This is a genomic window from Salinicoccus albus DSM 19776 (assembly GCF_000385175.1).
Classification (GTDB): Bacteria; Bacillota; Bacilli; order Staphylococcales; family Salinicoccaceae; genus Salinicoccus; species Salinicoccus albus.
Window position 1 is genome coordinate 1 of the sequence record NZ_ARQJ01000010.1, and the last position, 26,626, is coordinate 26,626.

At 42.9% G+C, this 26,626-nt stretch carries 31 protein-coding genes and 1 rRNA gene; 22 read left to right on the top strand and 10 right to left on the bottom strand.

What is annotated here, in order from left to right; all coding sequences use genetic code 11:
• The first annotated feature begins 349 nt into the window (after positions 1-349).
• Entirely contained in the window at positions 350-757 is a 408-nt protein-coding gene (locus G343_RS0100340) for a hypothetical protein (RefSeq protein WP_020006135.1), read from the top strand.
• A 38-nt stretch (positions 758-795) separates the two neighbouring features.
• Here the strand turns inward: G343_RS0100340 and G343_RS0100345 are convergent, their stop codons facing one another.
• The gene (locus G343_RS0100345) at positions 796-2,172 is read right to left on the bottom strand and encodes a hypothetical protein (RefSeq protein ID WP_020006136.1); all 1,377 of its coding nucleotides are present in this window, start codon (positions 2,170-2,172) and stop codon (positions 796-798) included.
• Between the two features lie 217 nt (positions 2,173-2,389).
• Between G343_RS0100345 and G343_RS0100350 the strand changes: the two genes are divergently transcribed.
• Positions 2,390-2,617: a hypothetical protein gene (locus G343_RS0100350; RefSeq protein ID WP_020006137.1), complete on the top strand. Its 228-nt coding sequence runs from the start codon at positions 2,390-2,392 to the stop codon at positions 2,615-2,617.
• Positions 2,618-2,650: 33 nt separating this feature from the next.
• On the opposite strand, the gene G343_RS0100355 is transcribed toward G343_RS0100350, so the two are convergent.
• Positions 2,651-3,697, bottom strand: a complete 1,047-nt coding sequence (locus G343_RS0100355) for an NAD(P)/FAD-dependent oxidoreductase (protein ID WP_020006138.1) — start codon at positions 3,695-3,697, stop codon at positions 2,651-2,653.
• A 183-nt stretch (positions 3,698-3,880) separates the two neighbouring features.
• On the opposite strand from G343_RS0100355, the gene G343_RS0100360 reads away from it, so the two are divergent.
• The 3 genes from G343_RS0100360 (at position 3,881) to dinB (ending at position 6,103) form a co-directional block, all read left to right on the top strand.
• The gene (locus tag G343_RS0100360; protein WP_020006139.1) at positions 3,881-4,408 is read left to right on the top strand and encodes a DinB family protein; all 528 of its coding nucleotides are present in this window, start codon (positions 3,881-3,883) and stop codon (positions 4,406-4,408) included.
• Positions 4,405-4,971 (top strand): DUF3267 domain-containing protein, encoded by a 567-nt coding sequence (locus G343_RS15660; RefSeq protein WP_020006140.1) that lies wholly within the window; start codon positions 4,405-4,407, stop codon positions 4,969-4,971. Before G343_RS0100360 ends, G343_RS15660 begins: the two co-directional genes overlap by 4 nt.
• A 64-nt stretch (positions 4,972-5,035) precedes the next feature.
• Positions 5,036-6,103, top strand: coding sequence for a DNA polymerase IV (dinB, locus tag G343_RS0100370; protein WP_020006141.1), 1,068 nt, complete (start codon positions 5,036-5,038; stop codon positions 6,101-6,103).
• Between the two features lie 5 nt (positions 6,104-6,108).
• Here dinB and G343_RS14050 read toward each other — a convergent pair whose 3' ends face one another.
• Positions 6,109-7,134 carry an FUSC family protein gene (locus tag G343_RS14050; RefSeq protein WP_051087872.1) on the bottom strand — a complete coding sequence of 342 codons (1,026 nt, stop codon included), beginning with the start codon at positions 7,132-7,134 and terminating at the stop codon, positions 6,109-6,111.
• 100 nt (positions 7,135-7,234) lie between these two features.
• Between G343_RS14050 and map the strand changes: the two genes are divergently transcribed.
• A complete protein-coding gene (gene map, locus G343_RS0100380; RefSeq protein WP_020006144.1) occupies positions 7,235-7,990 on the top strand; it encodes a type I methionyl aminopeptidase in 756 nt (251 codons plus the stop codon).
• Between the two features lie 44 nt (positions 7,991-8,034).
• Here map and G343_RS0100385 read toward each other — a convergent pair whose 3' ends face one another.
• Genes G343_RS0100385 through G343_RS0100395 form a run of 3 tightly spaced genes read right to left on the bottom strand, consistent with a single transcriptional unit; the run spans position 8,035 to position 10,001 of the window.
• A complete protein-coding gene (locus G343_RS0100385) occupies positions 8,035-8,601 on the bottom strand; it encodes a beta-class carbonic anhydrase (protein ID WP_020006145.1) in 567 nt (188 codons plus the stop codon).
• Positions 8,585-9,622 carry a YihY/virulence factor BrkB family protein gene (locus tag G343_RS0100390; protein ID WP_245541915.1) on the bottom strand — a complete coding sequence of 346 codons (1,038 nt, stop codon included), beginning with the start codon at positions 9,620-9,622 and terminating at the stop codon, positions 8,585-8,587. Before G343_RS0100390 ends, G343_RS0100385 begins: the two co-directional genes overlap by 17 nt.
• A gap of 52 nt (positions 9,623-9,674) precedes the next feature.
• A complete protein-coding gene (locus G343_RS0100395; RefSeq protein ID WP_020006147.1) occupies positions 9,675-10,001 on the bottom strand; it encodes a YtxH domain-containing protein in 327 nt (108 codons plus the stop codon).
• Positions 10,002-10,153: 152 nt separating this feature from the next.
• Between G343_RS0100395 and G343_RS0100400 the strand changes: the two genes are divergently transcribed.
• The 8 genes from G343_RS0100400 (at position 10,154) to G343_RS0100435 (ending at position 15,824) form a co-directional block, all read left to right on the top strand.
• Positions 10,154-10,351, top strand: coding sequence for a DUF1128 family protein (locus G343_RS0100400; RefSeq protein ID WP_020006148.1), 198 nt, complete (start codon positions 10,154-10,156; stop codon positions 10,349-10,351).
• A gap of 21 nt (positions 10,352-10,372) precedes the next feature.
• Positions 10,373-11,605, top strand: coding sequence for an aminopeptidase (locus G343_RS0100405; RefSeq protein ID WP_020006149.1), 1,233 nt, complete (start codon positions 10,373-10,375; stop codon positions 11,603-11,605).
• Between the two features lie 70 nt (positions 11,606-11,675).
• The gene (locus G343_RS15520; protein ID WP_020006150.1) at positions 11,676-11,831 is read left to right on the top strand and encodes a hypothetical protein; all 156 of its coding nucleotides are present in this window, start codon (positions 11,676-11,678) and stop codon (positions 11,829-11,831) included.
• A 104-nt stretch (positions 11,832-11,935) separates the two neighbouring features.
• A complete protein-coding gene (locus G343_RS0100415) occupies positions 11,936-12,457 on the top strand; it encodes an acyl-CoA thioesterase (protein WP_020006151.1) in 522 nt (173 codons plus the stop codon).
• Entirely contained in the window at positions 12,458-13,252 is a 795-nt protein-coding gene (locus tag G343_RS0100420; protein ID WP_020006152.1) for a RecX family transcriptional regulator, read from the top strand.
• Positions 13,221-13,532, top strand: coding sequence for a YfhH family protein (locus G343_RS0100425; protein WP_020006153.1), 312 nt, complete (start codon positions 13,221-13,223; stop codon positions 13,530-13,532). Before G343_RS0100420 ends, G343_RS0100425 begins: the two co-directional genes overlap by 32 nt.
• A gap of 13 nt (positions 13,533-13,545) precedes the next feature.
• Positions 13,546-15,054 (top strand): hypothetical protein, encoded by a 1,509-nt coding sequence (locus G343_RS0100430; RefSeq protein ID WP_020006154.1) that lies wholly within the window; start codon positions 13,546-13,548, stop codon positions 15,052-15,054.
• An 11-nt stretch (positions 15,055-15,065) separates the two neighbouring features.
• Entirely contained in the window at positions 15,066-15,824 is a 759-nt protein-coding gene (locus tag G343_RS0100435) for a hypothetical protein (RefSeq protein WP_020006155.1), read from the top strand.
• Between the two features lie 11 nt (positions 15,825-15,835).
• On the opposite strand, the gene G343_RS0100440 is transcribed toward G343_RS0100435, so the two are convergent.
• Positions 15,836-16,813 (bottom strand): metal-dependent hydrolase, encoded by a 978-nt coding sequence (locus G343_RS0100440; protein WP_020006156.1) that lies wholly within the window; start codon positions 16,811-16,813, stop codon positions 15,836-15,838.
• Between the two features lie 49 nt (positions 16,814-16,862).
• Between G343_RS0100440 and mutY the strand changes: the two genes are divergently transcribed.
• The 4 genes from mutY (at position 16,863) to G343_RS0100460 (ending at position 20,963) form a co-directional block, all read left to right on the top strand.
• A complete protein-coding gene (gene mutY / locus G343_RS0100445) occupies positions 16,863-17,882 on the top strand; it encodes an A/G-specific adenine glycosylase (protein ID WP_020006157.1) in 1,020 nt (339 codons plus the stop codon).
• A gap of 70 nt (positions 17,883-17,952) precedes the next feature.
• Positions 17,953-18,498 (top strand): nucleoside tri-diphosphate phosphatase, encoded by a 546-nt coding sequence (ntdP, locus tag G343_RS0100450; protein ID WP_020006158.1) that lies wholly within the window; start codon positions 17,953-17,955, stop codon positions 18,496-18,498.
• Positions 18,499-18,596: 98 nt separating this feature from the next.
• Positions 18,597-20,336 carry an ABC transporter ATP-binding protein gene (locus tag G343_RS0100455; protein WP_020006159.1) on the top strand — a complete coding sequence of 580 codons (1,740 nt, stop codon included), beginning with the start codon at positions 18,597-18,599 and terminating at the stop codon, positions 20,334-20,336.
• Between the two features lie 12 nt (positions 20,337-20,348).
• Positions 20,349-20,963, top strand: a complete 615-nt coding sequence (locus G343_RS0100460; protein WP_020006160.1) for a DNA-3-methyladenine glycosylase — start codon at positions 20,349-20,351, stop codon at positions 20,961-20,963.
• Between the two features lie 32 nt (positions 20,964-20,995).
• Here the strand turns inward: G343_RS0100460 and G343_RS0100465 are convergent, their stop codons facing one another.
• Complete coding sequence (locus tag G343_RS0100465; protein WP_020006161.1) at positions 20,996-22,108, bottom strand: FUSC family protein; 1,113 nt, start codon at positions 22,106-22,108, stop codon at positions 20,996-20,998.
• A gap of 11 nt (positions 22,109-22,119) precedes the next feature.
• Positions 22,120-23,412: a glutamate-1-semialdehyde 2,1-aminomutase gene (locus G343_RS0100470; protein WP_020006162.1), complete on the bottom strand. Its 1,293-nt coding sequence runs from the start codon at positions 23,410-23,412 to the stop codon at positions 22,120-22,122.
• A gap of 145 nt (positions 23,413-23,557) precedes the next feature.
• Between G343_RS0100470 and bcp the strand changes: the two genes are divergently transcribed.
• From bcp to perR, 3 genes are all read left to right on the top strand, one after another.
• Complete coding sequence (gene bcp / locus G343_RS0100475) at positions 23,558-24,004, top strand: thioredoxin-dependent thiol peroxidase (protein ID WP_020006163.1); 447 nt, start codon at positions 23,558-23,560, stop codon at positions 24,002-24,004.
• 1 nt (position 24,005) lies between these two features.
• A complete protein-coding gene (locus G343_RS0100480; protein WP_020006164.1) occupies positions 24,006-24,950 on the top strand; it encodes a D-2-hydroxyacid dehydrogenase in 945 nt (314 codons plus the stop codon).
• 83 nt (positions 24,951-25,033) lie between these two features.
• Positions 25,034-25,477, top strand: coding sequence for a peroxide-responsive transcriptional repressor PerR (gene perR, locus G343_RS0100485; RefSeq protein WP_020006165.1), 444 nt, complete (start codon positions 25,034-25,036; stop codon positions 25,475-25,477).
• Between the two features lie 83 nt (positions 25,478-25,560).
• Here perR and G343_RS0100490 read toward each other — a convergent pair whose 3' ends face one another.
• The gene (locus G343_RS0100490; protein WP_020006166.1) at positions 25,561-25,959 is read right to left on the bottom strand and encodes a DUF2614 family zinc ribbon-containing protein; all 399 of its coding nucleotides are present in this window, start codon (positions 25,957-25,959) and stop codon (positions 25,561-25,563) included.
• A gap of 445 nt (positions 25,960-26,404) precedes the next feature.
• On the opposite strand from G343_RS0100490, the gene G343_RS0100495 reads away from it, so the two are divergent.
• A 16S ribosomal RNA gene (locus tag G343_RS0100495) occupies positions 26,405-26,626 on the top strand; the annotation flags it as partial.

A 26,626-nucleotide genomic window follows, 5' to 3' on the forward strand; every position in this document is an offset into this window, starting at 1 on the left:
CCGAGAAAGGGCGGAGTCTCGGGCTTGAGAAACTGACGAGGCCGGGAAAGGGCGGAGTCTCGGGCTTGAGAAATTGACGAGACCGAGAAAGGGCGGAGTCCCGGGCTTGAGAAATTGACGAGGCCGAGAAAGGGCGGAGTCCCGGGCTTGAGAAACTGACGAGACCGAGACTTAGCCCGCCCGTTGAATAATACCAGCCGCTTTTTTCCTTATTCATTAATTTATAGTATAATTTAATTGAAATTCTGCTGATCCCGCTCATCCTCGTTCTTGCAGGTGCACCTATCATTTACGGCCTGATTAAAAGGTCGAGAAGTCAGTGAATTAACTTCGGAAAGAGAGCGTTGTAATGACATATTTTTTATTAGCATTGTATATACTGGTAATGATCATGACTATCTATGTGTTTGGAAGAAATGATGATAAAAGAATCCGGTATATATCACTTGGTTATTTTATCGGATTAACAGCTGCTTTTGTGATCGGCATAATATTTTTTGATATCACAGCAGGATCAAGGGTCTGGGTTTCGGATGAGGCCTACATGGTCCAGAATATCACCGCCCAAATTTTCTCCTATCTGTATGTGATGCCGTTTATCCTGTTTGTCGGATATCGGGTGATAAAATATATATGGAACTTTAAAGGGTGGCAAAGAGTTGTTTTAATTGTGACAACGGTTTTCAATTTGATTATTGCCGCCTTGTTGATGATTCTAATCTTTTCTCTAATATTCCAGAATCTGTCTGATTTTTAAAAAGGACAAGGGTGCAAGCTGCCCCTGTCCTTTTCTGCCTAAATAATCAGGGCAGCCATTGAGAATAAAATTCCGATCAATCCCATTCGCAGGGAGAAACTCATATTGGTTTTTGTGATGTGGTACGGATTGAGCCCCATCTTTTGTGATGTCATTGTCGCGTTGATCCCGTAGGGTGCTGCTGCTGAAATACTCATGCCGCAGACTACCATGGTTATTGCAATACTCATTACATTATCCGGTGTCATGATTGGTGATAACACTTCGGCGAGTATGGCCAGGGTGGCAACCGGATGCACACCAAACATGGCGAGTGCGTAGATGACGGCCATGATCATGAGCAGTATCAGTATTACCACGCCGTCGAAGTAGCCGAAGACTGTCTGCATCAGCTGCGGGAGCGGACTGCTGTTGAAACCTTCTGAAAAGATTCCGAGAGAAAGGAATAGAACAGCGAAATTCTGCAGGGTGTTGTTATGGTTTCGCCAGGCGGCCACCCCGCCTTTTATGAAATACTCAAACTTTTGCATGACGATTGCTGTGGCGAATGAGAACGGAATAATAATCAGGGCGACCGACATGATGAAGCCAATATCGGAAAAGGTATTCAGCACCATCACGAGAGACAGGAAACTGACAAGAAGTACAAGCATTTTAATAATTGACCGTGTCATTGCATTTTTATCAGTATCATGTTTGTCAGCGTCCAGAGTGATTCCGCGGAAATCCTTTTTGCCAATGAATACTTCAACGATCCCAGTGGTGATCGAGACAAGCAGCAGCCACGGGAACAGAGCAAAATAGGACAGGCCTGTGGCGCCCACCGTCATCCCCACAATCACTTCCAAAGGGCTCCAGATTACTGCCAGGGCGAAAGCTCTGAGCGTTGTTTTGATAATGAATTCATTTCTTAATGTTAATGTTGCTTTTTTGAACAAATTTTCCAGTATCTGCTGAACGATGTATATCGCAGAAATGTTCAGGAAAACACCGAGAAAATAGGTGGCAAAAACGCTTCTGCCGTAAATATTTTCCACTTTATTATTGTCATCCTGGATCATGTCTGAGATGCTGTCATCGAGCCCGCCAACTTTCACTACAGTCCCGATCCAGGGCAGTACACTGAAAAAGAACAGAAGCGGCATGTTGCTTGTTGTATTGCTGATTATGGCAAAGGCAGATTCACCTGAGGCAAGACTCAGAATAATTCCGGCAGCGGTGAATGCCATACCAATCATTTTGAACAGGCGGCTGGCAAACAGCCAGGATATGATCAGTACACCCAGTGCCAGAAAGCTGAGCGCGGTACCGATCACCGCAATGTCAGTGAAAAAGTATACCAGGAACAGAATGAACAGCAGTGTATATATGTAAAAGAAGTTTTTCAGCAGGGTCTGATTATACAGGATATTCAAAATATACCGCCTTTCTCTCCAAAAAATAGCGCTTGCCATTCGGTCTATTCATAAATCATAGTATATATCCTGTAATAAAGTAAGATGAAGGGATAAAAATTTATGATCTGATAATACAATCGCTTTGATTTCTGTATATTATTGTTGTAAAATTCAGAATGATTACCAATCGGGATAAAGGGTTAAATAAACAGTGAACGTTTAAGGGGGCAGGGATATGTTAAAGTTTTTTTGTACATTGATACCATCAATGATCATCATACTGATGTTTGCTTTGGATTTTTCTTTTGTCTGGGTGTTAAATATACTGTTATCGATGCTCGGGACTTTATTCAGCAGTGTGAATTTTAAATTGAGAAAAAATGCGTTCTCTACAATATTATTAATTGTAAATACAGGATTGTTTATCTATTACTTAGTTTCTGTAATAATGTTCTTTTCATAAAAGGAAATGCTGGGGGCTTGTCCCCCAGCATTTTTAAATATATGAGTAATCATCGAAATCAAGAACGGTGGTTTGGTTGTTTAAGTACCTGGCGATCTCTTTGCCAAGGATTGGACTGGCTGTCAGGCCTGTGGAACCGAGTCCGTTCGCAATGAATGTATATTCCCCTGCATAACCGATATAAGGCATGAAGTCCCTTGTGAAAGGTTTTAAGCCGACCATCATATCAATTACTTCTATCTCTGAATCAGGGAAGTATCTATGGGCAAGATCTTTTAAATATTCATAGTTTTCCACTGAGGGTTCGGTGGAAAAGCTCTCTGTTTTTTCATGTGTGGTGCCGATGGCATATTTGTTTTCCCCGAGTTCCACCAGATAGATGGGTCCGAGCGCCATAACTACCGGCGCGTGTTTTACCTTTTGATCATTTTTCACTTCAAAATGCAGCACTTCGGAACGCTGATGTTCAATTGTCGGCGCATACCCTTGTTCAATCGCCCAGGCGCCGGTGGAATAGATGACAAGACCGCTGGCATGATCATGGTCAGGCACAAAGTCTTTATCCAGCCATGTGCCGCCGTGATGGATGAATCCGGCTTTCAGCGCTTTTAAAAGATTGGCGCCTTCGATCTGTCCGCCGCCTTCCACATATACCCCGGGATAAAGATCTGTAAGATGCGGGTGCATTTCTTTGACTTCATGCCTTTTCAATTTATATACATCGCCCATTTCGGGTGCATTTTCTTTTTTAGAATAAATGCGCTTGTAACCTTTTTCGAGAACAGCGTTGTCCTTGAAAAGACTGATGATGCCCTCTTGTTTGTAACCGGTGGAGACACCGGTTTCCGCTTCAATGCTGCTGACGAATTCCGGATAATATCTGGCACCGGCCGTTACAAGTTTGTACCAGTCTTTGTTGCGTTTTTGGCTGATCCAGGGCGCAATGATACCGGCAGAAGCTTTAGTTGCCTGCCCTGCGTCTCTCCGGTCGTAAAGGGTCACCTTGTGGCCATCCTTCGCCAGATGATAGCCGATTGAAGCGCCTGCTATTCCGCCGCCGACTATTGTGTATGTGTTCATGCAATCACTCCCAGCACATATTATAACGCATAAAACGGAAATTCATGTATAGATTAATGATAAATATCTTCATAAATTTGATCGTCCATTTTCATTACTTTAAAAGTATGGAATGTTACACTGACTAAAAAGCCTCCAGTATGGTAATTTTTCTCCACATTCAAAGCAAGAGGAGGGGATACAATGAATGATGAATTGTCAAAATTATTTAATGATATTGAGGATTTGAGGAACGATTATTTCAGTACTGAAGCGTTCAATGGAAATATTCACAGAAGGGCGATTGATGATAAGTGGAGCATCGCAGAGGTTGTGTATCACTGCTATCTGCTGGTGAAATTATTCAGACAGATTTCCGCTGTCTATATTCCATCGGCAAGAATGTATATGAAGTCAACCGGACAGAAACCTCATACTTATAACGGTGAAATTGAAAATATCTATGCAGGTGAAACAATGAAGGCACCGTCTGTACTTGTTCCGAAGATGGACCGCAAATATACCAAAGGCGAACTGCGCATGCTGCTTGAACAGGAAACGGACAAAGTAAAAAGACAGATGAAGCGCTTAAGTACAGATGAAATATACTGGATCCGTTATCCTGACCCAGTAGCGGATTACCCTAATATTTTTCAGGCGGTCAAATTGGCGCTTATCCATGAAGCCCATCATTATAACATTTTGCTGGACAGGGAGAGGGAAAATCAGTGAGCAGATATGTCCTCAATATTTTTAAAGACACACGTGCATTAAAACAAATCAATATCATAGCGGTCTTCACGACGCTCGCGGTGTTCATACCATTATTCATTACAGATATCACAGGGCTGACCGGAAACAGCGGAAGTGCATTGATCGCGCTTGAATCAATCGGATTTTTCGGTTCATTACTCCTCATCTTCGCCATTATGTTTGCAATCATTACCGTTCACGAAGGGATCCATGGCATATTCTTTAAACTTTTTTCCCCCAACAGCAGGGTGAAGTTTGGCTACCAAACAGGTATGTTTTATGCGACATCACCCGGGGAGATATTTTCCAGAGGCAGTTTCGCCGTTATTATCATCATGCCGTTCGTTCTGATTACTGCCGTGTTATTATTCATGATGTTTGCTGTACCGCACGGTTCCTATAAATACTTCATCGCATTTCATACGGGCGCCTGCGCCGGTGATTTTTACTACGTGTATCTCATCATGAAGATGAAGCATATGAAATTTGTCGAAGACACCAACGTTGGCATGACACTGTATGAATCTTATCCGGAAAGTTAAACGAACGCGAGTTCGTCATTCATGTTATAATATGTATGATTAAAACTGTTTTCGGGTGAGTGCTATGGAAAGACGAATCATTCATATAGATATGGACGCTTTTTTTGCCCAGGTGGAACAAATGGACAATCCCAAGTATAAAGGGAAGCCCGTGATTGTTGGCGGCAAGTCCCATAACAGAGGGGTGGTTTCCACCGCCAGCTATGAGGCCAGGAAATTTGGTGTGCACTCTGCGATGCCGACCAGACAGGCGCATAAGCTGTGTCCAGATGGTATTTATCTCCCCCCGCGTTTTGACAGATATAAAGAAATTTCGAATACTGTGAAGGATATATTTTTAAAGTATACAGAAATCATCGAGCCATTGTCACTGGATGAAGCCTATCTGGATATTACACATCTGGTATCGAAGGAAAATACTGCAAGATCGATTGCTGTAAACATACAAAAGGAAATTTTTGATGCCACAAAGCTGACTTCTTCGAGCGGTGTGTCCTACAATAAATATCTGGCCAAAATCGCTTCGGGGATGAACAAGCCTGCAGGCACGACTGTGCTTCATTACAGTAATGTACAGGATGTCCTGAACGGCCTGCAGATCGGTAAGTTCCCGGGAGTGGGCAGAGTGACGGAAGAAAAGATGAAATCCCTGGGTATTTACGAGGGTAGGGATCTGTACAACTGGTCTGAAACAGAGCTTGTCCGTGAATTCGGCAAAAGGGGAGAGAGCCTGTATCAAAAAGCACGGGGCATCGGCACTGCGGAGCTGAAGATTGAGCGCGTCAGAAAATCCGTCGGCAAGGAAACGACATTCAACTACGACATCAATGATGACCGGGAAATACTTAAAGTGCTTGAAAAACTGAGCGGGAAAGTCAGTACCAATCTGGACAGGCATCAGTTTGCCGGCCGTGTCGTTACTGTGAAATTGAAGACAGCAGATTATACATCACATACAAAGCAGATGATGACAGATAACCCAATATTCCATGGTGAAGAGATTTATCATTATGCATATACTTTATATCATGAAGTAAATGAGCCTGATACGCCGATCAGGCTCATTGGCGTCCAGGTCGCCCATCTGTCGGAGCGGACCTATCGCAATCTGACAATGTACGATTTCTTATAAGCGGGTTAATCCCCTTGCCCGGTTTCCCTGTCTTTTTTTACTTTGACTGAAGCTGTGCTGTTTTTTTCGTGCTGGACAATCATCTGGTATATAATAACAATTTCATAGAGGATATGGATTTTGAATGTGTCTTCGGTATCATTCAATTGTCTGATATTTTTCCTGATCATCGTGACTGCGGGAATGACCATTTTTAGAGATGTAAGGTCATTGCTCAAGATATCTTTGATATCTCTAATTGCTGCTTTTTCCCTTAAAGAAAAATCAATTGTGATATCTGCAGGCAGATACATTAGATTTCCGACATGGGTGAAATACAGTTTTTTAAATTGAATATCCCGTTCAAGTCTGTTCAGAAGCCGCATCTTTTCACGATTCGATCTATGGTAGTTAACCTCATCCTGCTGGTATTTCAACAGGGTTTCAGACTCTGTGATTTTGTTTTGAATCTGCATATAAAGCCTTTCTGATTGTTTGGACCGGTATTTACCGTCAATTAATTCCTTTAGTCTGCCCACCAGCAGCTTATGTGTACTTCTTGTTGTTGATCGGTTGATGCTTTCAATCTGATCCGTATAGTCAGGCGGCAGTATCAGAAAATTCACGAGGGTGCTTGTCGCCAGACCGATGGTTGTTGTAGCGAGACGGGAGACGAAATTATAAACATATTCCCCTTCGACAGAAGGTACCATCGCAACTGCTGTAATCGCTGCAACAAGGACTCCTGCCTGGAGATTCAGTTTATATGTGACAAATATCGTCAAAGTCGCTGCCAGTGAATATGTGAATGCACTTTCCCCAAAAACATACAGTGAGGCAACAGCGATAAAAGCACCGATGATCGAGGCGGGAAACCTGACGCATGCTTTCTTTAATGAAGCATACGTTGTGGGTTCTATCGTTACAATCGCTGTGATCACAGCGAATATCGGCGGCAGATTCAGCAGTATACATATCAATGCGGTCAGAAAAGTGGATATACCTGTTTTTATAATTCTGGGTCCAATTATTTTACGAATATTAAATCTCATTTTTTTCTTCTTCCATCTTTTAAAGTTGATATATACAGTATATCATGAAAATAATGTTATACTTTACAGGAAAATAATTTTTAAGGTAAGAGGGTTATAAATGATTATCAAAACCGAAGAAGAAATGAAGCATCTCGAAGAGATCGGTCAAATCTGCGGAAAAGTTTTAAATGAAACGATCAGGGCGGCCAAACCGGGGATGACGACGAAAGAAATCGATAAGATCGCGGGTGAATTGCTGGACCATCTGGGTGCTGAGAGCGCACCGGTAAGTGAATATGATTTTCCCGGTTACACCTGTATCAGTGTAAATGAGGAGGTGGCTCATGGCATTCCCGGCAGCCGGGTGATCAACGAAGGCGATCTTGTAAACATCGATGTCTCTGCCAAGAAAAATGGCTATTTTGCAGACACTGGTCTTTCATTCATCGCGGGTACCAGCGACGATCCTTTAAAACAGAAGGTTATTAATGTCTGTGAAATGACCTTTGAAGAAGCGCTGTCAAAAATTAAACCGGGCGCGAAAGTCAGTCAGATCGGCAGGGCAGTACACAAGGTTGCACGTCAGAACGGGCTCAGTGTCATCAAGAATCTGACCGGTCACGGCGTAGGTAAAAGTCTTCATGATGCCCCCCAGCACATCATGAACTACTTCGATCCAACAAATCACACCCTGCTGAAAGAAGGTATGGTCATCGCAGTGGAACCATTTATCTCCAGCAGAGCGTCATTTGTCACAGATGGTAAGAACGAATGGGCATTTGAAACGAAAGACGGCAGTTATGTCGCTCAAAAAGAACATACGATTATTGTGACCGGTGATGGCCCCAAACTGTTGACAAAAGTGGAGGAATAGATAGAAAAAAGTGCAGCGTCCTGCTGCACTTTTTTAGTGATTATTTAACTGTTTTTGTAACCATCTACGATCAGGTCGACCTTACCGTCATCCGGACTGATGACCAGACCGTGGACCGGTACGTCAGACACCATCAAAGGATGCTGTCTGACTTTCCCCACGTTTTCACTGACGCTTTCTTCAACGGTATCAAAACCGCTCAGCCACTCTTCTATATCGATACCGGAGTGCTTCAATGTGTGGAAAACTTCGGGGCTGACGCCGCGGTCTTCCATCTCTTTCATCATTGGCCCGGGTTCTAATGCCCCGAAACCGCAATCATGATGTCCCATGATGACGACTTCATCAGCTCCCAGCATGTAGACTGCCACAAGGATGCTTCGCATTGTACTGCCGTAGGGATGGGAAATCATACCGCCGGCATTTTGGATATGCTTGATGTCCCCGTTCTTTAATCCGAGCGCTTTTGTTGAGAGCTCTGTTAAACGCGTGTCCATACAGGATACCAGTACCATCTTTTTATCCGGAGATTTTGTTGTTGTAAATTTTTTGTATGCTCCCGATTCAACAAATTTTTCGTTAAATTCCAGTAAATCATTCAGCAGACTCATTTTCTAATCCTTTCCTTCCTTCTCTTCTCACAGTACGCTTGTGATTGATTGCGTTGATCTGTGCGCCAAGTATGATGATAACACCGGTAATGTACAGCCATAAAATTAAAATGATGACACCGGCAATACTGCCATAAGTTGCTGAATAATTACCGAAGTTTGAAATATAAAAACTAAAGCCCCATGAAGCCACAAGAAAAGCGATGGTGGTAAATATTGTGCCCGGAATCACTGACTTGATCTTCAGTCTGATATTTGGCGCCGTAGTGTACATTACCAGGAACACAACGAAGACCAGGATCAGCGGCAGTATGCTTCTGACCACATTCCACAATGTCTGGAACTGGTCATCCAGGCCGATGACTCCAAACATCAGATTACCGATCTGTTCCCCGAAGACGATGAGTACAAATGTCAATATAACAGAGAGGGCAAGTATTAACGTGAATAAAACGGATAACAATTTAGAGATGATGAAGTTCCGGTTGTCTTCGATGTCATAGGCTACATTGAACGCATTCATCAGTGCTGTCATGCCATTTGAAGCGGACCATAAAGTGACGAGAAGACCGACTGAAAGCAGTCCGCCGCTTGAAGAGCCCAGGACATCATTGATGATTCCACCAAGCATTCCTGCAATGTCAGGCGGTGCGTAATCCTCGATCAGCTGGGTGATCGTCCCCTGGTCGATATTGAAAAGAGGGACCAGGGTCAGCAGGAAGATCAGCAGCGGAAATATTGCCAGCAGGAAATAATAGGCCAGCTGGGCGGCCATGCCGGATGTATTATCTTTGGAAAACTGGAACAGCAGACTCTGGAAGAAATTTGGATCGTCTTTTAATTTTGCCGGTTTGTTGATCTTAGAGACGTAAAAGTGTTCATCCGGTTTATTCGATGCCTTTGATTTGAATTCCACTTCATCGATGAAAGTATCTTTAGCATCATCTGATGTTTCCGTTTTCTTTTGCAATTCTTCTTCTTTGATCTGATTCAGATAATTGGAATCTGATTCATTGGACATCATCGATCACCTCTCTAATGAAAAAGGCCAACCTGAAGTCAGCCTTTCATTATCATTGATTTAAACGCTTCTGTTCACGTTTTTGTTGAAATGTATCTTTTGCTTCAATTATGGATTTCTCAAGTTCAGGGTTTTGCTGTCTGATCTCTTCGATTGTATCCTTCCAGAACATCACTTCGTTTCTGAGCGCATTCACTTTGGAAGGACTGTCCGTATTTGGGGAATTGAATTTGTCTTTCACTTCGTCCGGGTGCTGGGCATAATATTTCAAGTCTTTGCTGCCGCTTAATACCGATTCTCTTGTGCCTTTGTCAATCAGACTGAGGCCTGCACCTACAGCAGCACCGATTAGTATTGCAGGAATAAGTTTGTTTTTCATCTTCATTCTCCTTTTACAGCTAGTATATTTGCTTATAACCATTTTAGAACAAATTCAAACTAATATCATCCAATAATGTAATTTTAAATTTTAAAATACCCGGAACTTTGTTACCATAATTATGTTAACAGAAAATGGACGGAGGCGTGTACATGGATAAAGAACAAATGCTTAAAGAAATAGAAGATAAACTGAACGTTGTCAATAAAGGGCTGTTTCAGCCGGATGATTTCGATGAAACCAGTATGGAAGAGATAGAGGAAATACATCAGATGGTCATTTCCAGGCCGCAGATTACGGCGGTCGAACAGAGTGCAATCATACAGGAGATTTCAAAGTTGAGAAAGTAAGATAAAAAGGGGCGGCTTAAAATGACATCACTTGAAAATAAATTGGAAAAATACGCCAAACTATTGGTGGAAGTCGGTTTAAATACCGGTAAAGACGGACGTGTGTTCATAAGGGCTGGCACTGATGCTCTGCCTTTGGTCAGACTGGTGACAGAAAAATGCTATGAAAAAGGGGCGAAAGAGGTTAAAGTCAATCTCTCGGACGATGTTTTGACGCGGCTGCATGCTGAAAATCAATCCAAAGATGAGCTCAGTACTGTCCATCAATGGACAATTGATGAACGGATGCATTATTCGGATGAAAAGGCCGGCTTTCTGAGCATCCTCTCTTCTTCACCTGAATTGTTAAAAGGAGTGGATCCCGAAAAATTGAAGGCGATGCAGATTGCTTCAGGCAACGCCTTTAAAGCGTTCTCCAACCGTATTCAGTCAGATTACCACAGCTGGTGTGTGGCCGGATATCCGTCAGTCGAATGGGCAAAGCTTGTGTTTCCGGATAAAAGCGATGATGAAGCAGTGACAGAGCTGCTGGACCTGATTCTGTACACCATGCGTGCAGATGAAGAAAATCCAGTCGAAGCATGGGAGAAACATGACGCGGAACTTCATGAAAAAGCGGAGTACCTGAATGAAAAAAAGTACAGGGCACTGCGATATGAAGCACCGGGCACCGACCTCACCGTGGAACTGCCCCAAGGACATCTATGGGCAGGCGCTTCAAGTGTGAATGAAGACGGCGAAAAATTCATGGCCAATATGCCGACTGAAGAGGTTTTCAGCGTGCCTGAAAAAACCGGTGTCAATGGGTATGTGTCAAATACACTCCCGCTGAGTTACGGCGGCAATATCATCGATAAATTCAAACTCACTTTTGAGGATGGCAAAGTGGTGGATTATGACGCGGACATCGGACTTGAATTCCTGGAAAACCTGTTGTCCACTGATGAGGGTTCCAAATATCTTGGAGAAGTGGCACTGGTGCCTGACGATTCTCCGATATCCAACACTGGCAGACTGTTCTATAACACCCTTTTCGATGAAAATGCTTCGTGCCATATCGCACTTGGAAGCGCGTATGCATTTTGTATAGAAGGCGGCAAATCCATGTCTCGTGAAGATCTGGAATCTGCCGGTCTGAATGATTCGATTTCACATGTTGATTTCATGATTGGTTCTGATGCACTCGATATCTTTGGGATAGACAGGGCCGGGAACGAAGAAAAAGTATTTGAAAATGGCAACTGGGCGTTTTAAATTTTTGATGCAAATCCGGAATTCTATGATAAAATTAAGGTAACAGGAAAAGTCCGATAGGAGGGTAACTATGAGTAATGTGATGTTATTTCTGATATCCCTGGCATTTATATTTGCAATTTTTGCATTTGCAGGAGTGCTTTCATACTTCTTGAACAAGGCTTTGCCAGCTAAGGATTCAAATGTAGTCGACACCCCTGAGGAGGCGCTTGATCGAGAATTATAATCTAAACCTGAACACGGATTTAATGGAGAAGGGATGAGTGCGTCCCTTCTTTTTTCTTGGGCAGAATATGCTATTATAGTAGTGTTTGGGATGGAGGGATATTAATGGAAAAGAAGATGTCAGCATCATATACGGTAAAGACTGCAAATGTCATGCCGCCGGATACAAATAATCATCATACACTTTACGGCGGCCGTTTAATGGAATACATAGATGACATTGCTGCAATCGCGGCCAGACGCCATTCAAATTCCAAAGTTGTGACTGCTTCGATTGATTCAGTCGACTTTTTGGAAGCCATCAATCTGGGAGAGATTGTAATATTGGAATCGATGGTGACTTATACCGGCAAATCTTCTATGGAAGTTCTGGTGAAGATTTCAAAGGAGAATGTGGAAAATGGCGGGGAAAAGGTACTTGCAGCATTCAGTTTTCTGACGTTTGTTGCCCTTGATGATGATAAAACGCCCATCGCGGTTCCGGAGCTGGTCGCAGATAACGACAGGCTGAAATGGCTTGGGGAATCTGGAGAAGAACGTTCCGAACACCGCCGCCACAGGCGTGAAAGATCAAAGGCATTGAGGGAATTCTTCGCTGAGGATCTTTTTGATTACGAGGTGTATTAAATGCGCATTGAAAAAGTGTCACTGTTGAAACAGGGATTCTATAAAATTGTAATGGATAACGGCGACTCGTTTAAAGCCCATGAGGAATCCATTGTCCGCTATCGCCTCATATCTGGAGCAGAATTTGATACGGAGGAATACAACCGGATTTTAGAATCCATTCAATATGATCGTGCGTACGTTCAAAGTTTGAAATATATCAGTTATAAACTCAGGTCCGTATATGAACTCATGAATTACCTCGGAGAGGATTACGAGACAGAGATCATCGATCAGACAGTCCAAAGATTAAAAGACGAAGGATATCTGAATGATAAAAGATACGGGGAAGCATTAAAAAACACATTGCTGAATACGACCGATAAGGGGCCGGGCGCTCTGAAAAGGGAGCTGCTCAACCATCATATAGATGAAGATATCGTGACTGAAATGGTCAGACTGTTCGACCGGGAAATAGATGAGGAACGGATGAACAGGATAAAAGATAAGCTGCTGAAGCGTCATAAGGGTGCCTATAGGCAATTTAGAATGAAGTTGTTCGAAAAGCTTTATCAAAAAGGCTATGATCAATCGCATATGGAACTCATTTCTTTTGATGATGATTTTGATGAAGGGGTGTATTTTGAGAAAGATTTTGAAAAGTATTACAATAAGCATATGAAAAAGGGGAGCACTCCGGCATCAAAACAAAAATTGATACAGGCTCTGATGAGAAAAGGATATAATTACGATATGATATTAGAAAAGTTAGGCGGTATAGAAGATGGCTTCTCTGAACTCAATGACCCGACGTGAAATAGAATCATATATTGCAGAAAAACGTGAAAAGATGAGAAAAGCTGAGATGATGGGGGTTGAAAACGAGTACAGGGTGCTCGAAAGACAGGTTATTATTGCGGAAAGTTATCTGGTGGATCTCTCTTTAATCGAACCTGGGAAAATATATAAAATGGTAAGTAAGGAAGATCACTATTTCAAAGTGGAATATTTAAAAGGGATTTTTGCATGGGGCTTTTATGTCGGTGGAGACCATAGTGAATCAGCGATACCGGTAGCCATGCTTCAGTTGAGATAGAAAGGTTGATTTTATGCACGACATCATCCTGTTTCGGGCATTGGATCTGACATATGCAAAAGAACCGGTTAGATTTAAAGATCGTATTCTTGGACGTGCTGACGGTCTGATGATCAAAGATGTGACTTTCCACCTGTATAAGGGGGAAGTACTTGGTATACTGTCAGAAGATTATGAGACACTTTATTATTTGAAAGAATTGGCTGCGGGCACGCTTGATCCCACACAGGGAAGAGTGAAAACTAAAAGTTCAATGATTGCTCTGGATGTCATGGATCATGTAAATCATCCGCACCCCTTGAATATTTTTGTACATGAGCTTCTCGACGAATACATGAACCCGGCAGATAGGAAAACGCAGGTTGAATCACTGAAGAACCAACCGTTGTTCAGGAAAAACTGGCATAAGACAGTCAGTACTCTCTCAAGGCGGGAGACTGCACTTATACTGATCCAAATTTCTAACGTTGTAGATGTGGATATTATCATTTACTGTAATCTTTACAATCATCTGAATGAACAAGATAAGGAGAATTTTAGAAATACTGTGAATGATCAGGAGAAAAAAGAACGGGGCGTGCTTCTTTTAGAAAGTGATATTGAGCCGATCAGCACACTCGCAAACTATTTTCTGTGGCTCAGCTACGGTCAGATCCGTTATGACGGCAGTGTTAAAAAGGGTGTGGATGCATACAGCAACTACATGAAAAAGAAAAGCCAGCTCAAATCAACGGATGAAGAAGTGCTTTTTGACCTTGAATGGAAACAGAACATATCTGAGTATGCCAGGTATAAGCATGAACTGAAGCGGCTCAGTAAAAACCAGACATCGTTCATCGACAGTTTGAATATCAGAAAAATTATCGTCTCAGCAGTCCTGGTTTTTTTTATGATGCTTTCAAGTCTGATCATTTTTATGGATATAAATTTTACAGGTTCAGCGAATACCGATAACGGGCAGACCCAGACCGAGCCGGATGAAGAAAACGCGGCAGGCGGAATGAACTACGGTATAGTTTCGGGGACAGATGTTGAAGCGGGCGGAGAAAATCTTCCCTACCTGACAACTGTGCAGATCAGCTCTGAATCTCCCGAGGCTGAAACCTATGAAGTCGTTGAAGAAGATGAAATTTACGAAGTCAGTGCCGATAATATAATTTATTTTAATCCGGCAAGTTTGTACCAGGAAGTATCCTTATCATCCCTGTTGCCATATACCCATGAAACATTGAGGGATAATTATTTATTTTATACGGGCTACTTGGGCGGCGGGACATCAGCGGTGACCGATCGTATGAATATGGGGGATCAGACCGGCCGGTTCGCATCTCTTGCCGGCATACCGATCACCTATCATTTCAGAGATGAATATGTATTCTCAATGCATTTCCCGGCCCGGGATCTTGACGGTCTGTATGACGAGTTTGGTCTGAATGAAGGGGATGTCATATTTAGATTGCAGGACAGAGGGTTTATGATTCTTGATGCATCCAATGAGACATGGCTGTATGTCTATCGGTAAGGAGGGGCGAAATGAATTACAAAACAAGGTATTTGTGGCGGCAATTTTTTAATCAGACCGCCTATTTTTCAACGCATAATTTGACGCCGCTCTTTATCTATGTGCTGGGGCTGGTATTTTTATTCGCTGGAATGTCTTTGATGACCCCTGAATCGGCAGTACAGTATCTGTATTCAATTGTTGGACTGATGTCAGCGGTATGGCTTTACAGTATGGTGGTATTAAACAGGAATACGTCATTTTATAAGGATTCCGTCGTCAAGATAAACTACGTGCCTGTATATATGAGAATTCTGCCCGTGATACTTTTTCAAACATTTATATTTGTAATGTTTATTGTGCTGTACAGCGCGTTTACAGCTCTGATTGTAAACGATTGGATGATTGATATTTTCACATTGCTGTATTACACAATTCTTGGCGGTATTCTGATCGTGCCATTCATCATCATATTCCTGACTGTGGAATCCCCGAATTTAAGAATAATTAACGTCGCGGTTTTTACAGTTTTAATACTGCTCGTGCCGATACTCTATATGCCGGAATCACTGCCTGGAGTTCTAGAAGCAATTCTGAACCTGAATCCATTTTACTATGTAATCAACGGGCTTCAGACGAATGCTGTTCAAGTGGCGTGGAATATCAACAGGCTTCCGCATGACATTCTGTTCTTCGCTCAGGTTCTGTTTTTGTATATCTGGATTTTCGAGTATTATGGCAAAATGAAATTTAACATATACCAGTTCAGAAAAAAGCGCCGGAATGTCTAACATTCCGGCGCTTAATTTTCGACCAGCTTTTTCTGTAATTTACTTTCTGAGAACACCCAGCCTGTGTAGCTGTGCCGGACTGTAAAATCATCCTTGTCTATCTGCAGAATACAGACGAAAGGATAGTGTCCATCTTTCAGATATCTCAAATCAATGTACCTGACTTCAACTCTGTCTTCTGAGAGTTCGCTGATCTCATATCTGTATATAGATGAGAAGAAAGTGAAGGCTTTGAAATTCGAATCTTTCTTAACACTTTTGAATATTTCTGCTTCCAATGGATCGCTCTTATTAAATCTGTCATAAAAGATGATATTGCCTTCAAAACTGCGTCCGACATAATATGAATTCTGTGTCACCACTACAATCCGCCATTCGAAAAAGCGTATGGTCGGTATACAGAACACGCGGGTGATATATTCATTGGGCAGTTGTTTTTCTACTCTGCCGATCAGGAATTTCTGTATGGCGAATCGTGCGATATAGTAGATGAACATGGCTGCATATAATATGACGAAAAGCCACGCAGGTGAAGCGCCCAGATACCAGAATACAAAATATAATACGTGCATCACCAGTATGGGTATATCTATCGTATTGATGGTGCCCAGCTGTATCCATGTATTATTGATTGGTCTGAGTGCCTGCGTACCATATGAATTAAAAATATCCACAAAAACATGCAGGAAAACGGCAAATTGTACCCAGAGATACGTGTTCAGCATCGGCAGATCAAAGAGCAGAGAACTCAGTAATGTGAGCAGCACAGGCCATATGAGGAAAGTGAATGGCAGCGAATGGGTAATACCGCGATGATGTGTAATATAAACTGCATTATTTTTAAATTTCATTATGGTGTCGACATCGGGAACCAGGCTGGCACCGACAATAGTTGTTATGAATCCTACAGAAAGGGGTTCAATCGACGGGTCTATTGCTGCCAGGCCGACGATTGTCCCCCCCATCAAAGTATGTGTTATAGTATCCATATTCCTGTCTCCCCATTCGAAAGAATATTATTTAGAGGAAGGTATCACAATGCTGTATATTTCAGAATTCAATAATAACCTACTTGACTGGTATCAGGCAAATAGAAGAGATTTACCCTGGCGCAGGACGAACGACCCATATAAAATCTGGCTGAGCGAAGTGATGCTTCAGCAGACACAAGTCACTACTGTTATACCCTATTATAATAAATTTATAACGAAATATCCGACATTGGATGACCTCGCCGGAGCCCCCGAGGAGACTTTATTGAAAGACTGGGAAGGTTTAGGCTATTATAACAGGATCAGAAATTTCCATGCCGCTGTAAATGAAGTGAAAAATTCATACAATTCGAAAGTTCCTGAAAATCCCGATGATTTCTTTAGTTTAAAAGGTGTCGGCCCTTATATTGGCGGCGCTGTGCTGAGCATAGCGTTCAACAATCTGGCTGCCGCAGTGGATGGCAATGTATTAAGGGTGATGTCCCGTCTGAATATGGACTACAGAGATACCACGAAACAATCTGTGCAGAAATCCATCAAGCGGGATATAGAATCAAAAATGCCGCTTGAAGCCGGAGATTTTAATCAGGCGCTTATGGAGCTCGGGGCAACGATATGCACACCAAAGACTCCCAAATGCATAATGTGTCCGGTACAGGCGCATTGTGAAGCTTATATAAATGGGAATGTATCAGAACTTCCGGTGAAGAAAAAACAGAAGCAGAAAGCAGAAAAGTATTATAATGTCTATTTTATAGTGAATGATAAAGAAGAAGTGCTGCTGCAAAAGCAGCAGGGCACACTGCTCAAAGGTATGTACGAACTGCCGAAATACGATGTGGATACATCGATAGAGACGATAGAGGAAACGCTCGGTCTGTCACTTGATCATCCGAATATTCATGCAGGCACTGAAAAACATGTGTTTACCCACCAGATCTGGTATATGGAAGGTTATATACTCTATACCAAGGATGACCATGAAGATTTCATACCTGAAAAAGAGGTGGATAAGCTTCCCATGAGCAAGGCGATGCGAAAATTATATCACCATTTTTCAGCATGAAGCAAAGCATGTGATTATCACTCCACCTGTGATATAATGTAACAGTATTATTATAAAGGTGGTGTGGAATATGGGGCATGAAGCCATACCTGAAGAAGGCAGTAAGGTCAAAATCCAAAGCTACAAACATGATGGGAACATCCACCGGGTCTGGTCCGAAACGACCATCCTCAAGGGGACCGACCATGTAGTGATTGGAGGCAATAACCGCACCCTTGTCACTGAGAGCGACGGACGCACATGGATGACCCGGGAACCGGCAATCGTCTATTTTCATGTAGACTACTGGTTTAATGTCATTTGCATGTTCAGAGAAGATGGTGTTTATTATTACTGCAATCTTTCCTCACCTTTTGTCTACGACGGAGAAGCATTGAAATATATTGATTATGATCTGGACATTAAGGTCTACCCGGATGGGAAATACCATCTGTTGGATGAAGACGAGTACCGGCTCCATAAATATCGTATGAAGTATCCGGATGATATAGACAAAATTTTGAGACGTAATGTTGATATCCTGCAGCAATGGATTGAAAGGGAAAAAGGGCCGTTCGCTCCCGATTTCATCAAGGTTTGGCAACACCGGTTCAACAATGATTTCAAATCATACTAGAAATCAATCAACTGCTTCAGTTGATTGTTTTTTTGGTGTCTGACGGTCATTGAGGAAAGTGTTCAGTGACCATTAACAAGAGCAAAGGAAGTTTTTAATTGATCAAACGTTATATGCAATTTGTGAAGCCGTATAAATGGCTCATTGTGCTGACGATTATCATAGGCGTTTTGAAGTTTGGCATTCCGCTCCTGCTGCCGCTTTTAATCAGATATGTGATCGACGATATCATACTTGCCGATGGTTTAAGTATGGAAGATAGGATGAACATGCTGATTCAAGTCCTGCTGTTTTTCTCATTCATATTTGTTATTATCCGTCCGCCTGTGGAATATTTCAGACAATACCTGGCTCAGTGGACCAGTAATAAAATTTTGTATGATATCAGAAAGAATTTGTACGGTCATCTGCAGATGCTGAGCGCTAAATTCTATTCGAACAGTAAAGTTGGGGAAATTATATCCCGTGTGATCAATGACGTGGAACAGACGAAGGACTTTATCATGACAGGGCTGATGAATGTGTGGCTCGATCTGGTCACCATACTTATTGCGCTGGGAATAATGTTTGCGTTGAATGTTGAGCTCACACTTGTTTCCATGATAATCTTCCCGTTTTATATATTCGGCGTCTGGTATTTCTTCGGTAAATTAAGACGCCTGACACGCAACAGGTCACAGGCACTTGCTGAAGTCCAGGGATTTTTGCATGAACGCATCCAGGGGATTAATGTCATCAAGAGCTTTGCAGTTGAAAACAATGAATCCGGCAGATTTAATAAGCGGAATAACAACTTTCTGGAAAAAGCCGTGGATCATTCAAAATGGAATGCAAAAAGTTTTGCAGTAGTTAACACAATAACGGATATCGGACCGCTTCTTGTTGTCGGTTACGGTGCGTTCCAGGTGATAAACGGCAATTTAACTGTCGGTACACTCGCCGCGTTTGTCGCTTATCTTGACCGTTTGTACGGACCGCTCAGAAGGCTTGTTTCTTCTTCGACGATGCTCACTCAGAGTATCGCTTCAATGGACCGGGTTTTCCATCTGTTCGATGTGAAGTATGATGTAAAGAACAGGGAAAATGCCAGGGAGCTGGCATATACCAATGGGGATCTCGAATTCAGGAATGTGGATTTCTCATATGACGAGGATGATAATCTCAGCGCTCTGAAAAATATTAATTTTAATGTCCAGAGCGGGGAAACGGTTGCGTTTGTCGGCATGAGCGGCGGCGGAAAATCCACGCTGGTGACATTGATTCCGCGCTTCTATGATGTGACAGACGGTAAAGTGATGCTGGATCAGAACGATATCAGGGATTACACGACCGAATCCCTGAGGGATAAGATCGGTTTGGTCATGCAGGATAATATATTATTCTCTGACACGATCAAGGAAAATATTCTGCTTGCGAAGCCGGATTCAACAGAAGAAGAAATCATCGAATCGGCCAAACGGGCCAATGCCCATGACTTTATCATGACATTGCCGGAAGGTTATGATACTGAGGTAGGGGAGCGCGGTGTTAAGCTTTCAGGCGGGCAAAAACAGCGGATAGCAATCGCCAGAGTATTCCTGAAAAACCCCCCGATACTCATATTGGATGAAGCAACAAGTGCGCTTGACCTGGAAAGTGAAAGCATCATACAGAGCACACTCCTTGAATTGTCCGACAACCGTACAACAATTATTGTCGCACACCGGCTGTCCACGATTACCCATGCCGATAAAATATATGTATTGAGCGGCGGTGAAATCAGTGAAGCCGGTACTCACAGCGAATTGATGAAGAAAAAAGGTGATTACTATGATCTGTACAGCATCCAGAACTTATAAAGGATTGAGTGTATGAGCGGAAATTTAAATCTTTCATTTTTACAGGGTGATACTCTATCAGCAGCCAGACAGTTACTGGGGCTGGAAGTGACCACTTATATTGATGGTGAGGTGACCAGCGGCTTTATCACAGAGGTGGAAGCTTATCTCGGTCTCAATGACCGGGCAGCTCATACGTTTGGCGGTAAAAAGACAAAGAAGAATGAAATGATGTACAACCGTTTTGGCCATATATATGTCTATACGATGCATGGACAGCACTGCATGAATTTCCTTACAAAAGAAAAAGAACACCCGGAAGGGGTTCTGATCAGGGGGATCCAACCGCATCGGGGCAGGGAAATAATGATGCGGCGGCGGGGGCGTGAGAAGAATTTAACGGATGGCCCTGGCAAACTGACGACGTCGATGGGCATCAGGAGAGCACTTCATAATGGCATGAAACTGAATAATAATGTGCTTAAGATAACAGAGGGCAGGAAACCGGCGGCTATAGAAGCCACACGAAGAATCGGTATAGATACGAAAGCGGAAGCGGTGGACTATCCCTACCGGTTTGTTGTCAGCGGTAATCCCCACGTCAGTAAATTCACAGGGGCTCCTGCCTCTGATAACGGATGGCAATAGAAAGACGCAATCGATTGTCGATTGCGTCTTTTTTATATATCAAGCGTTTCATCCTGAATGTTGATATTGTTCTTTTCGGAATGGAATCTGAAAAAGCTGCTTGCAATTTTGTCGACTCTTTCCAGTGAATTGGAGTATTCATTGATGGAAGAGATAACCTGGAGGATGTTCTCATACATCAGTTTATCTTCATCAGTCTCAGCTTCATTATAAAGTGTCACGAAATTATCCATCATTGAATATTCAAATTGTGCATCCGCATCATAAATTTCAGCAGATGCTTCAGGTCTGATTTTTTCTGTAATCTTCATGAAAATCTGTTCATGATAAGCCATAAGCTGTTCGAGTTCATGTTTTATGCGATATTGGAAGTCCTCATCCAGATGATTATAGTCGTTTTCAAAACGGTTCAGTTTCCTGAGCAGCTCAAAAGCGCGCCGTGTCGAAGCAATCAGCTGCTGGAAGAGTATTTTTTTCCTTGCATCGGAGAAATACCTTCGTGTAAGGAAGTTTTTTTCTTCCCTGAACCACAGGTACATCGTTTCCAGTGTGACCACCCGTGTCCTGAGGGATTCTATATCTTTTTTAACAATCTGATATTCGCTGACAGCATTCAATTCGAGGCGGATCCACTTGAAAATATCACTCGTTATGTTGAAACAGTTATGATACAGTTTTGTTTCATATTTTGGCGGTATAAACACAAGGTTGACTATGAGTGATGAAACCACACCGATCATTACAAGTGAGAAACGAATGCCGGCAGCTTCAAAAAAGTCCATCGTCGAGGAAGACTCTACGATGGTCGGCGCATCCATGATTGCGATCATGGTGACCACAGCCAGCGTTGAAACACTTTGCAGGTTAAAGAATAATAAGACAGCCAGTACCAGTATCACCGTCAGTCCGATGACAATGATGTTGTTGCCAAACACCAGGACCATGACAATCGCGGATATTGCGCCCAGCGTATTACCCTGAAACTGCTCCCATGTCCGCTTCAGTGAACGGTGAACGTTTGGCTGAAGGGCGAACACGGCGGCAATGGCAGCGATCAGTGTTGGTTCCAGCCCCAGGATACTGGTGATGAATAATGTGAGTACTACAGTTATGCCGGTTTTAAAAACTCTAGCGCCAAAGCGCATGGCACCATCTCCTATAAATCATTTTTGAACACATCTTCCACGATGGAAAGTGTTTCTTTTATATCTTCTTCACTGTGCGCTGTGGTAATAAACCATGCTTCGTATTTTGATGGTGCAATATTGATGCCGCGACTGATCAGCCCGTTGAAAAATCTGCTGAATATTTCTCCGTCACTTGCCTCAGCCATGTTATAGTCCGTCACTTTTTCATTGGTGAAATATATAGTCAGGGCACCGACCAGTCGATTTGTTGTGGCTGTAATGTCGTACTTTTCAATCAGTTCATTCAGCCCGCGCTCAAGCATATTGCCGAGGCGGTCGAGCTCTTCGTATACCCCCGGGGCTTCCAGCACTTCCAGGCAGGCGAGGCCGGCTGCCATGCTCAGCGGGTTGCCTGACATTGTGCCGGCCTGGTAGGCGGGACCGAGCGGGGCGACACTTTCCATAACATCCAGCCGGCCGCCGTATGCACCGATCGGCGTTCCGCCTCCAATGATTTTCCCCATTGCTGTTAAATCCGGTTCAACATTGAGCAGGTTCTGGGCGCCGCCGTACATGAAGCGGAATGCTGTGATCACTTCATCATAAATAACCAGTGAGCCATTATCATGTGCAATGCTGTTGATTGCTTCGAGAAATCCTTCGAAAGGTTCCACAATTCCAAAATTGCCCACAATCGGTTCCACGAGGACGCCGGCAATTTCATCTCCAAAATGTTCGATGGCTGTTTTAAAATCCTCCAGATTATTAAATGGCACTGTGATCACATCAGCGGCGACACCCTTCGGCACACCGGCTGAATCAGGTGTGCCGAGCTGTGCCGGCCCGCTGCCCGCTGCCACCAGTACCAGATCGGAGTGACCATGGTAACAGCCTTCAAATTTAAGGATTTTATTGCGTCCTGTATATGCCCGGGCAACTCTGACAGTGGTCATCACAGCTTCTGTGCCCGAGTTTACGAATCTCACACGTTCCAGCGAGGGGATTGCGGCCCTGATTTTATTAGCAAAATCAATTTCCAGAGTTGTCGGTGTCCCGTAAAGTATGCCTTTGCTGCTCTGTTCAGTGATGGCTTCATGGATCCTTGGATGGGCGTGCCCTGTTATAATCGGGCCGTATGCACCCAGGTAATCGATATACTTGTTGCCGTCTACATCATAGAAGCAGGCGCCTTCAGCACTTTCCATGACAATAGGGGCACCGCCTCCGACGGCCTTGTAGGACCTTGAAGGGGAATTTATGCCTCCCAGGATGGCTTCATCTGCCTGTGCTTGGAGCGCTTCTGATCTCTCGTGATTGAACATTGATTTTCATCCTTTTAACTACAGTTTTTATACTATGTAGTTTATCATATCATCCCTCTGTTATTAAGAGAGGCGATTGTATTGAGAACGCTCCAAAAGTCGGTTATTATCAAAATATGAAGAAATGAGACGAGGGGGATATACAATGGAAAAATTTCCGGAATTTGAGCTTGAAAATCAGAACGGTGAATTGATTTCAAATAAAGATCTGACAGATCGGACGGTCATTTATTTCTATCCGAAAGATAATACGCCGGGCTGTACGACTCAGGCATGCGATCTGAGAGATAACATGGATTATCTGAATGATCTGAATGTGACGGTTTTTGGTGTGAGCGGTGACTCCAGGAAAAAGCATCAGAACTTTATCGCCAAACAGGACCTGAATTTTGACCTGCTTGCAGATGAAGATTTTAAGCTGGCCGAATCTCTTGATGTCTACAGAATGAAGAAAGCATTTGGCAAGGAGTCAAAAGGTATTGTCAGGACTACATTTATCGTCGATGAAGACAGCAATGTGATCAAACGCTTTGATAATGTTCAGGCGAAAAAACATATTGATGAATTGAAATCATACTTAAATGAGGGATAACATGAAGAATATTTTATCATCAGCCAGATTACGCGCAGAGATGACAGAGTATCTGGAGAAGCATTTCAGCGATTATGAATTCAGGTTTATCAAAGCGAAGGAGATGACTGATAAAGACCGGGCCTGGGCGGATATTTTTATCACATACGGTTCGGATATGAAACAGGAACATATGAAAGCTTTTAAAAATCTGAAGTGGGTCATGGTGATGAGCGCCGGTCTGGATGATATGCCTCTCGAAGCAATGAAGGATGTTCATATCACCAACGCCAGAGGGATTCATAAAATTCAGATGACGGAGTATACAATCGGTTTGCTGCTCGCCTACTTCAAGGATTTATATCAGCTGAAACGTAATCAGGAAGCGAGATACTGGCATCCGAAAGCGCTCACTGAGGAAATCTATGATAAAACGGTACATATACTTGGGACTGGGAGCATCGGCAGTCATCTGGCAGGTGCGCTTAAAGCGCTCGGGCTGGAGACAGGGGGTTATAATACCAGAGGCAGGGATGCAGAAAATTTTGATAAAACATATCCGATCGATCGTCTTTTCGATCATGTGGAAGCGGCGGATATTCTGATCAATGTTCTGCCCAGTACTGAACATACCAGAGGGCTGCTCACAGAAGGAATTTTTAAAGAGATGAAAGACGAGAGTGTATTTGTGAATATTGGCCGGGGAGATGTCATTACCGATGATACAGTCCGGCGGGTGCTCGACAATGCGCACATCCGGCATATGATACTGGATGTATTCAATGAAGAGCCCCTGCCTGAAGATCACATCTTTTATTCCTATGATAATTTGACGATCACGCCGCACGCATCATCGAAAACGAAGGCCTACTTGACCCGAGCATTTGATATTTTCATATATAACCTGGAACGGGCGGATGATTTTGATGCAATGAAGAACATAATCGATCATGATCGGGGATATTGATAAAAGAATTTGACAAACAATTTAAATACAAAGTACAATAAAACTATTACAGTAGTCTGATTCAATGGAAAGAAGGTATCAATATGAAGATGATGGATGCCGGCTCACAGTTCAATGATTCAATTGATGCACTCAGGGAGACGGGTGTCAGGATAACACCCCAGCGTAAAGCAGTGCTAAAATACATGGTAGAAACTGATGAACATCCGACTGCTGATGATATATTCAAATCACTGTCTAGTGAATTTCCCAATATGAGCGTTGCCACGATATATAATAATTTAAAGCTCTTTAAGGATACAGGACTTGTAAAAGAACTCACATATGGAGATGCATCCAGCAGGTTCGACTTCATTACAGATACGCATTATCATATCATCTGCAGCAACTGTGAAAAAATTACCGATTTTCACTATCCGGGTTTGGATGAGGTCGAGCAGTTAGCAGGTGCGGTGACTGAGTATGATGTCAGCCATCACAGACTTGAAATTTATGGTCTGTGTCCCGATTGCAGGGAAGACCGATAAAGTTTAAATTTTATCTCACAAAAAAGCGGCCGACAGCCGCTTTTTTTGTGTCTTTGGATTTGGAAGTTTGATTGGATGCTTCATTATTCGTCTGACTGTTTCCTGATCTCTTCGATCGCCTTCTCCCGCCGGTGCTTGACATTGTAATCCAGTGAGAAATCCTCGCCCTGCAGTTCCCGATCGACGGTGAGCGGTTCTTTGCAGTGCTGACAGAAGTCAACATGGCCGAGAATCTTTGTTTGCTTCTCACAGTTGGGACATTGAACAGTGATTGTGCGTGCACTTATCATGCCGACCCAAAAATAGATGACAAAGCTCAGGAGAATCGGCAGTAAACCGATAATTAGGAATGCTCCAAATATAACAGGGTATTCTCTGAAGAATACACCAAGATACATAATGATCATACCTATGAAAATAAGCGCCAGTGCATAGCCCCGGATCCGCTGTATCTTATTGCCTGGTTTTCTTCGTTTCTTCATATTTTTCACCTCTGGAATTCATTATATACAATTATATCTTATTATGATAATCTATTATTTAGCATTTGGTGAACAAAACTGTTTCGCAAAAAGATATTAAAAAAAACACTAATAAATGTTGACACAAAATGCTGCACTTGGTAATATATAAAAGTCGCCGATTTGAACAGCGTAATTTTTTTCACTCGCAAATACAATCACACTTTGAAGTAAAGAACGCGTAAATACAATCACACTTTGAAGTAAAGAAAATGTTTAGAAAGTGTAAAAATTATACTTGAACAAAAAGTTGAATTGCTGTAATATACGGACAGTGACTTAAACGACGAACATTGAAAACTGAATGACAATATGTCAACGTTAATTCCGAAGAAACGGGATGAGGAATCATCCCGAAATTGAGGCGGACAATAGAAACGCAACCGAGCTTAAGATAAGCTTTCCAATCATGGAGAGTTTGATCCTGGCTCAGGATGAACGCTGGCGGCGTGCCTAATACATGCAAGTCGCACGCGGCCCCGGGGTGCTTGCACCCCGGCGGTCGAGTGGCGGACGGGTGAGTAACACGTAGGCAACCTGCCCCGCAGACCGGGATAACCACGGGAAACCGTGGCTAATACCGGATAACCCCTGGCGCCATAAGGCGCCGGGTTGAAAGACGGTTTCG

Coding starts and splice junctions, on each gene's coding strand:
- G343_RS0100340 (WP_020006135.1), top strand. CDS start 350: ATGACATATTTTTTATTAGCATTGTATATACTGGTAATGATCATGACT.
- G343_RS0100350 (WP_020006137.1), top strand. CDS start 2,390: ATGTTAAAGTTTTTTTGTACATTGATACCATCAATGATCATCATACTG.
- G343_RS0100355 (WP_020006138.1), bottom strand. CDS start 3,697: ATGAACACATACACAATAGTCGGCGGCGGAATAGCAGGCGCTTCAATC.
- G343_RS0100360 (WP_020006139.1), top strand. CDS start 3,881: ATGAATGATGAATTGTCAAAATTATTTAATGATATTGAGGATTTGAGG.
- dinB (WP_020006141.1), top strand. CDS start 5,036: ATGGAAAGACGAATCATTCATATAGATATGGACGCTTTTTTTGCCCAG.
- G343_RS14050 (WP_051087872.1), bottom strand. CDS start 7,134: ATGAGATTTAATATTCGTAAAATAATTGGACCCAGAATTATAAAAACA.
- map (WP_020006144.1), top strand. CDS start 7,235: ATGATTATCAAAACCGAAGAAGAAATGAAGCATCTCGAAGAGATCGGT.
- G343_RS0100385 (WP_020006145.1), bottom strand. CDS start 8,601: ATGAGTCTGCTGAATGATTTACTGGAATTTAACGAAAAATTTGTTGAA.
- G343_RS0100390 (WP_245541915.1), bottom strand. CDS start 9,622: ATGTCCAATGAATCAGATTCCAATTATCTGAATCAGATCAAAGAAGAA.
- G343_RS0100395 (WP_020006147.1), bottom strand. CDS start 10,001: ATGAAAAACAAACTTATTCCTGCAATACTAATCGGTGCTGCTGTAGGT.
- G343_RS0100400 (WP_020006148.1), top strand. CDS start 10,154: ATGGATAAAGAACAAATGCTTAAAGAAATAGAAGATAAACTGAACGTT.
- G343_RS0100405 (WP_020006149.1), top strand. CDS start 10,373: ATGACATCACTTGAAAATAAATTGGAAAAATACGCCAAACTATTGGTG.
- G343_RS15520 (WP_020006150.1), top strand. CDS start 11,676: ATGAGTAATGTGATGTTATTTCTGATATCCCTGGCATTTATATTTGCA.
- G343_RS0100415 (WP_020006151.1), top strand. CDS start 11,936: ATGGAAAAGAAGATGTCAGCATCATATACGGTAAAGACTGCAAATGTC.
- G343_RS0100420 (WP_020006152.1), top strand. CDS start 12,458: ATGCGCATTGAAAAAGTGTCACTGTTGAAACAGGGATTCTATAAAATT.
- G343_RS0100425 (WP_020006153.1), top strand. CDS start 13,221: ATGGCTTCTCTGAACTCAATGACCCGACGTGAAATAGAATCATATATT.
- G343_RS0100430 (WP_020006154.1), top strand. CDS start 13,546: ATGCACGACATCATCCTGTTTCGGGCATTGGATCTGACATATGCAAAA.
- G343_RS0100435 (WP_020006155.1), top strand. CDS start 15,066: ATGAATTACAAAACAAGGTATTTGTGGCGGCAATTTTTTAATCAGACC.
- G343_RS0100440 (WP_020006156.1), bottom strand. CDS start 16,813: ATGGATACTATAACACATACTTTGATGGGGGGGACAATCGTCGGCCTG.
- mutY (WP_020006157.1), top strand. CDS start 16,863: ATGCTGTATATTTCAGAATTCAATAATAACCTACTTGACTGGTATCAG.
- ntdP (WP_020006158.1), top strand. CDS start 17,953: ATGGGGCATGAAGCCATACCTGAAGAAGGCAGTAAGGTCAAAATCCAA.
- G343_RS0100460 (WP_020006160.1), top strand. CDS start 20,349: ATGAGCGGAAATTTAAATCTTTCATTTTTACAGGGTGATACTCTATCA.
- G343_RS0100465 (WP_020006161.1), bottom strand. CDS start 22,108: ATGCGCTTTGGCGCTAGAGTTTTTAAAACCGGCATAACTGTAGTACTC.
- G343_RS0100470 (WP_020006162.1), bottom strand. CDS start 23,412: ATGTTCAATCACGAGAGATCAGAAGCGCTCCAAGCACAGGCAGATGAA.
- bcp (WP_020006163.1), top strand. CDS start 23,558: ATGGAAAAATTTCCGGAATTTGAGCTTGAAAATCAGAACGGTGAATTG.
- G343_RS0100480 (WP_020006164.1), top strand. CDS start 24,006: ATGAAGAATATTTTATCATCAGCCAGATTACGCGCAGAGATGACAGAG.
- perR (WP_020006165.1), top strand. CDS start 25,034: ATGAAGATGATGGATGCCGGCTCACAGTTCAATGATTCAATTGATGCA.
- G343_RS0100490 (WP_020006166.1), bottom strand. CDS start 25,959: ATGAAGAAACGAAGAAAACCAGGCAATAAGATACAGCGGATCCGGGGC.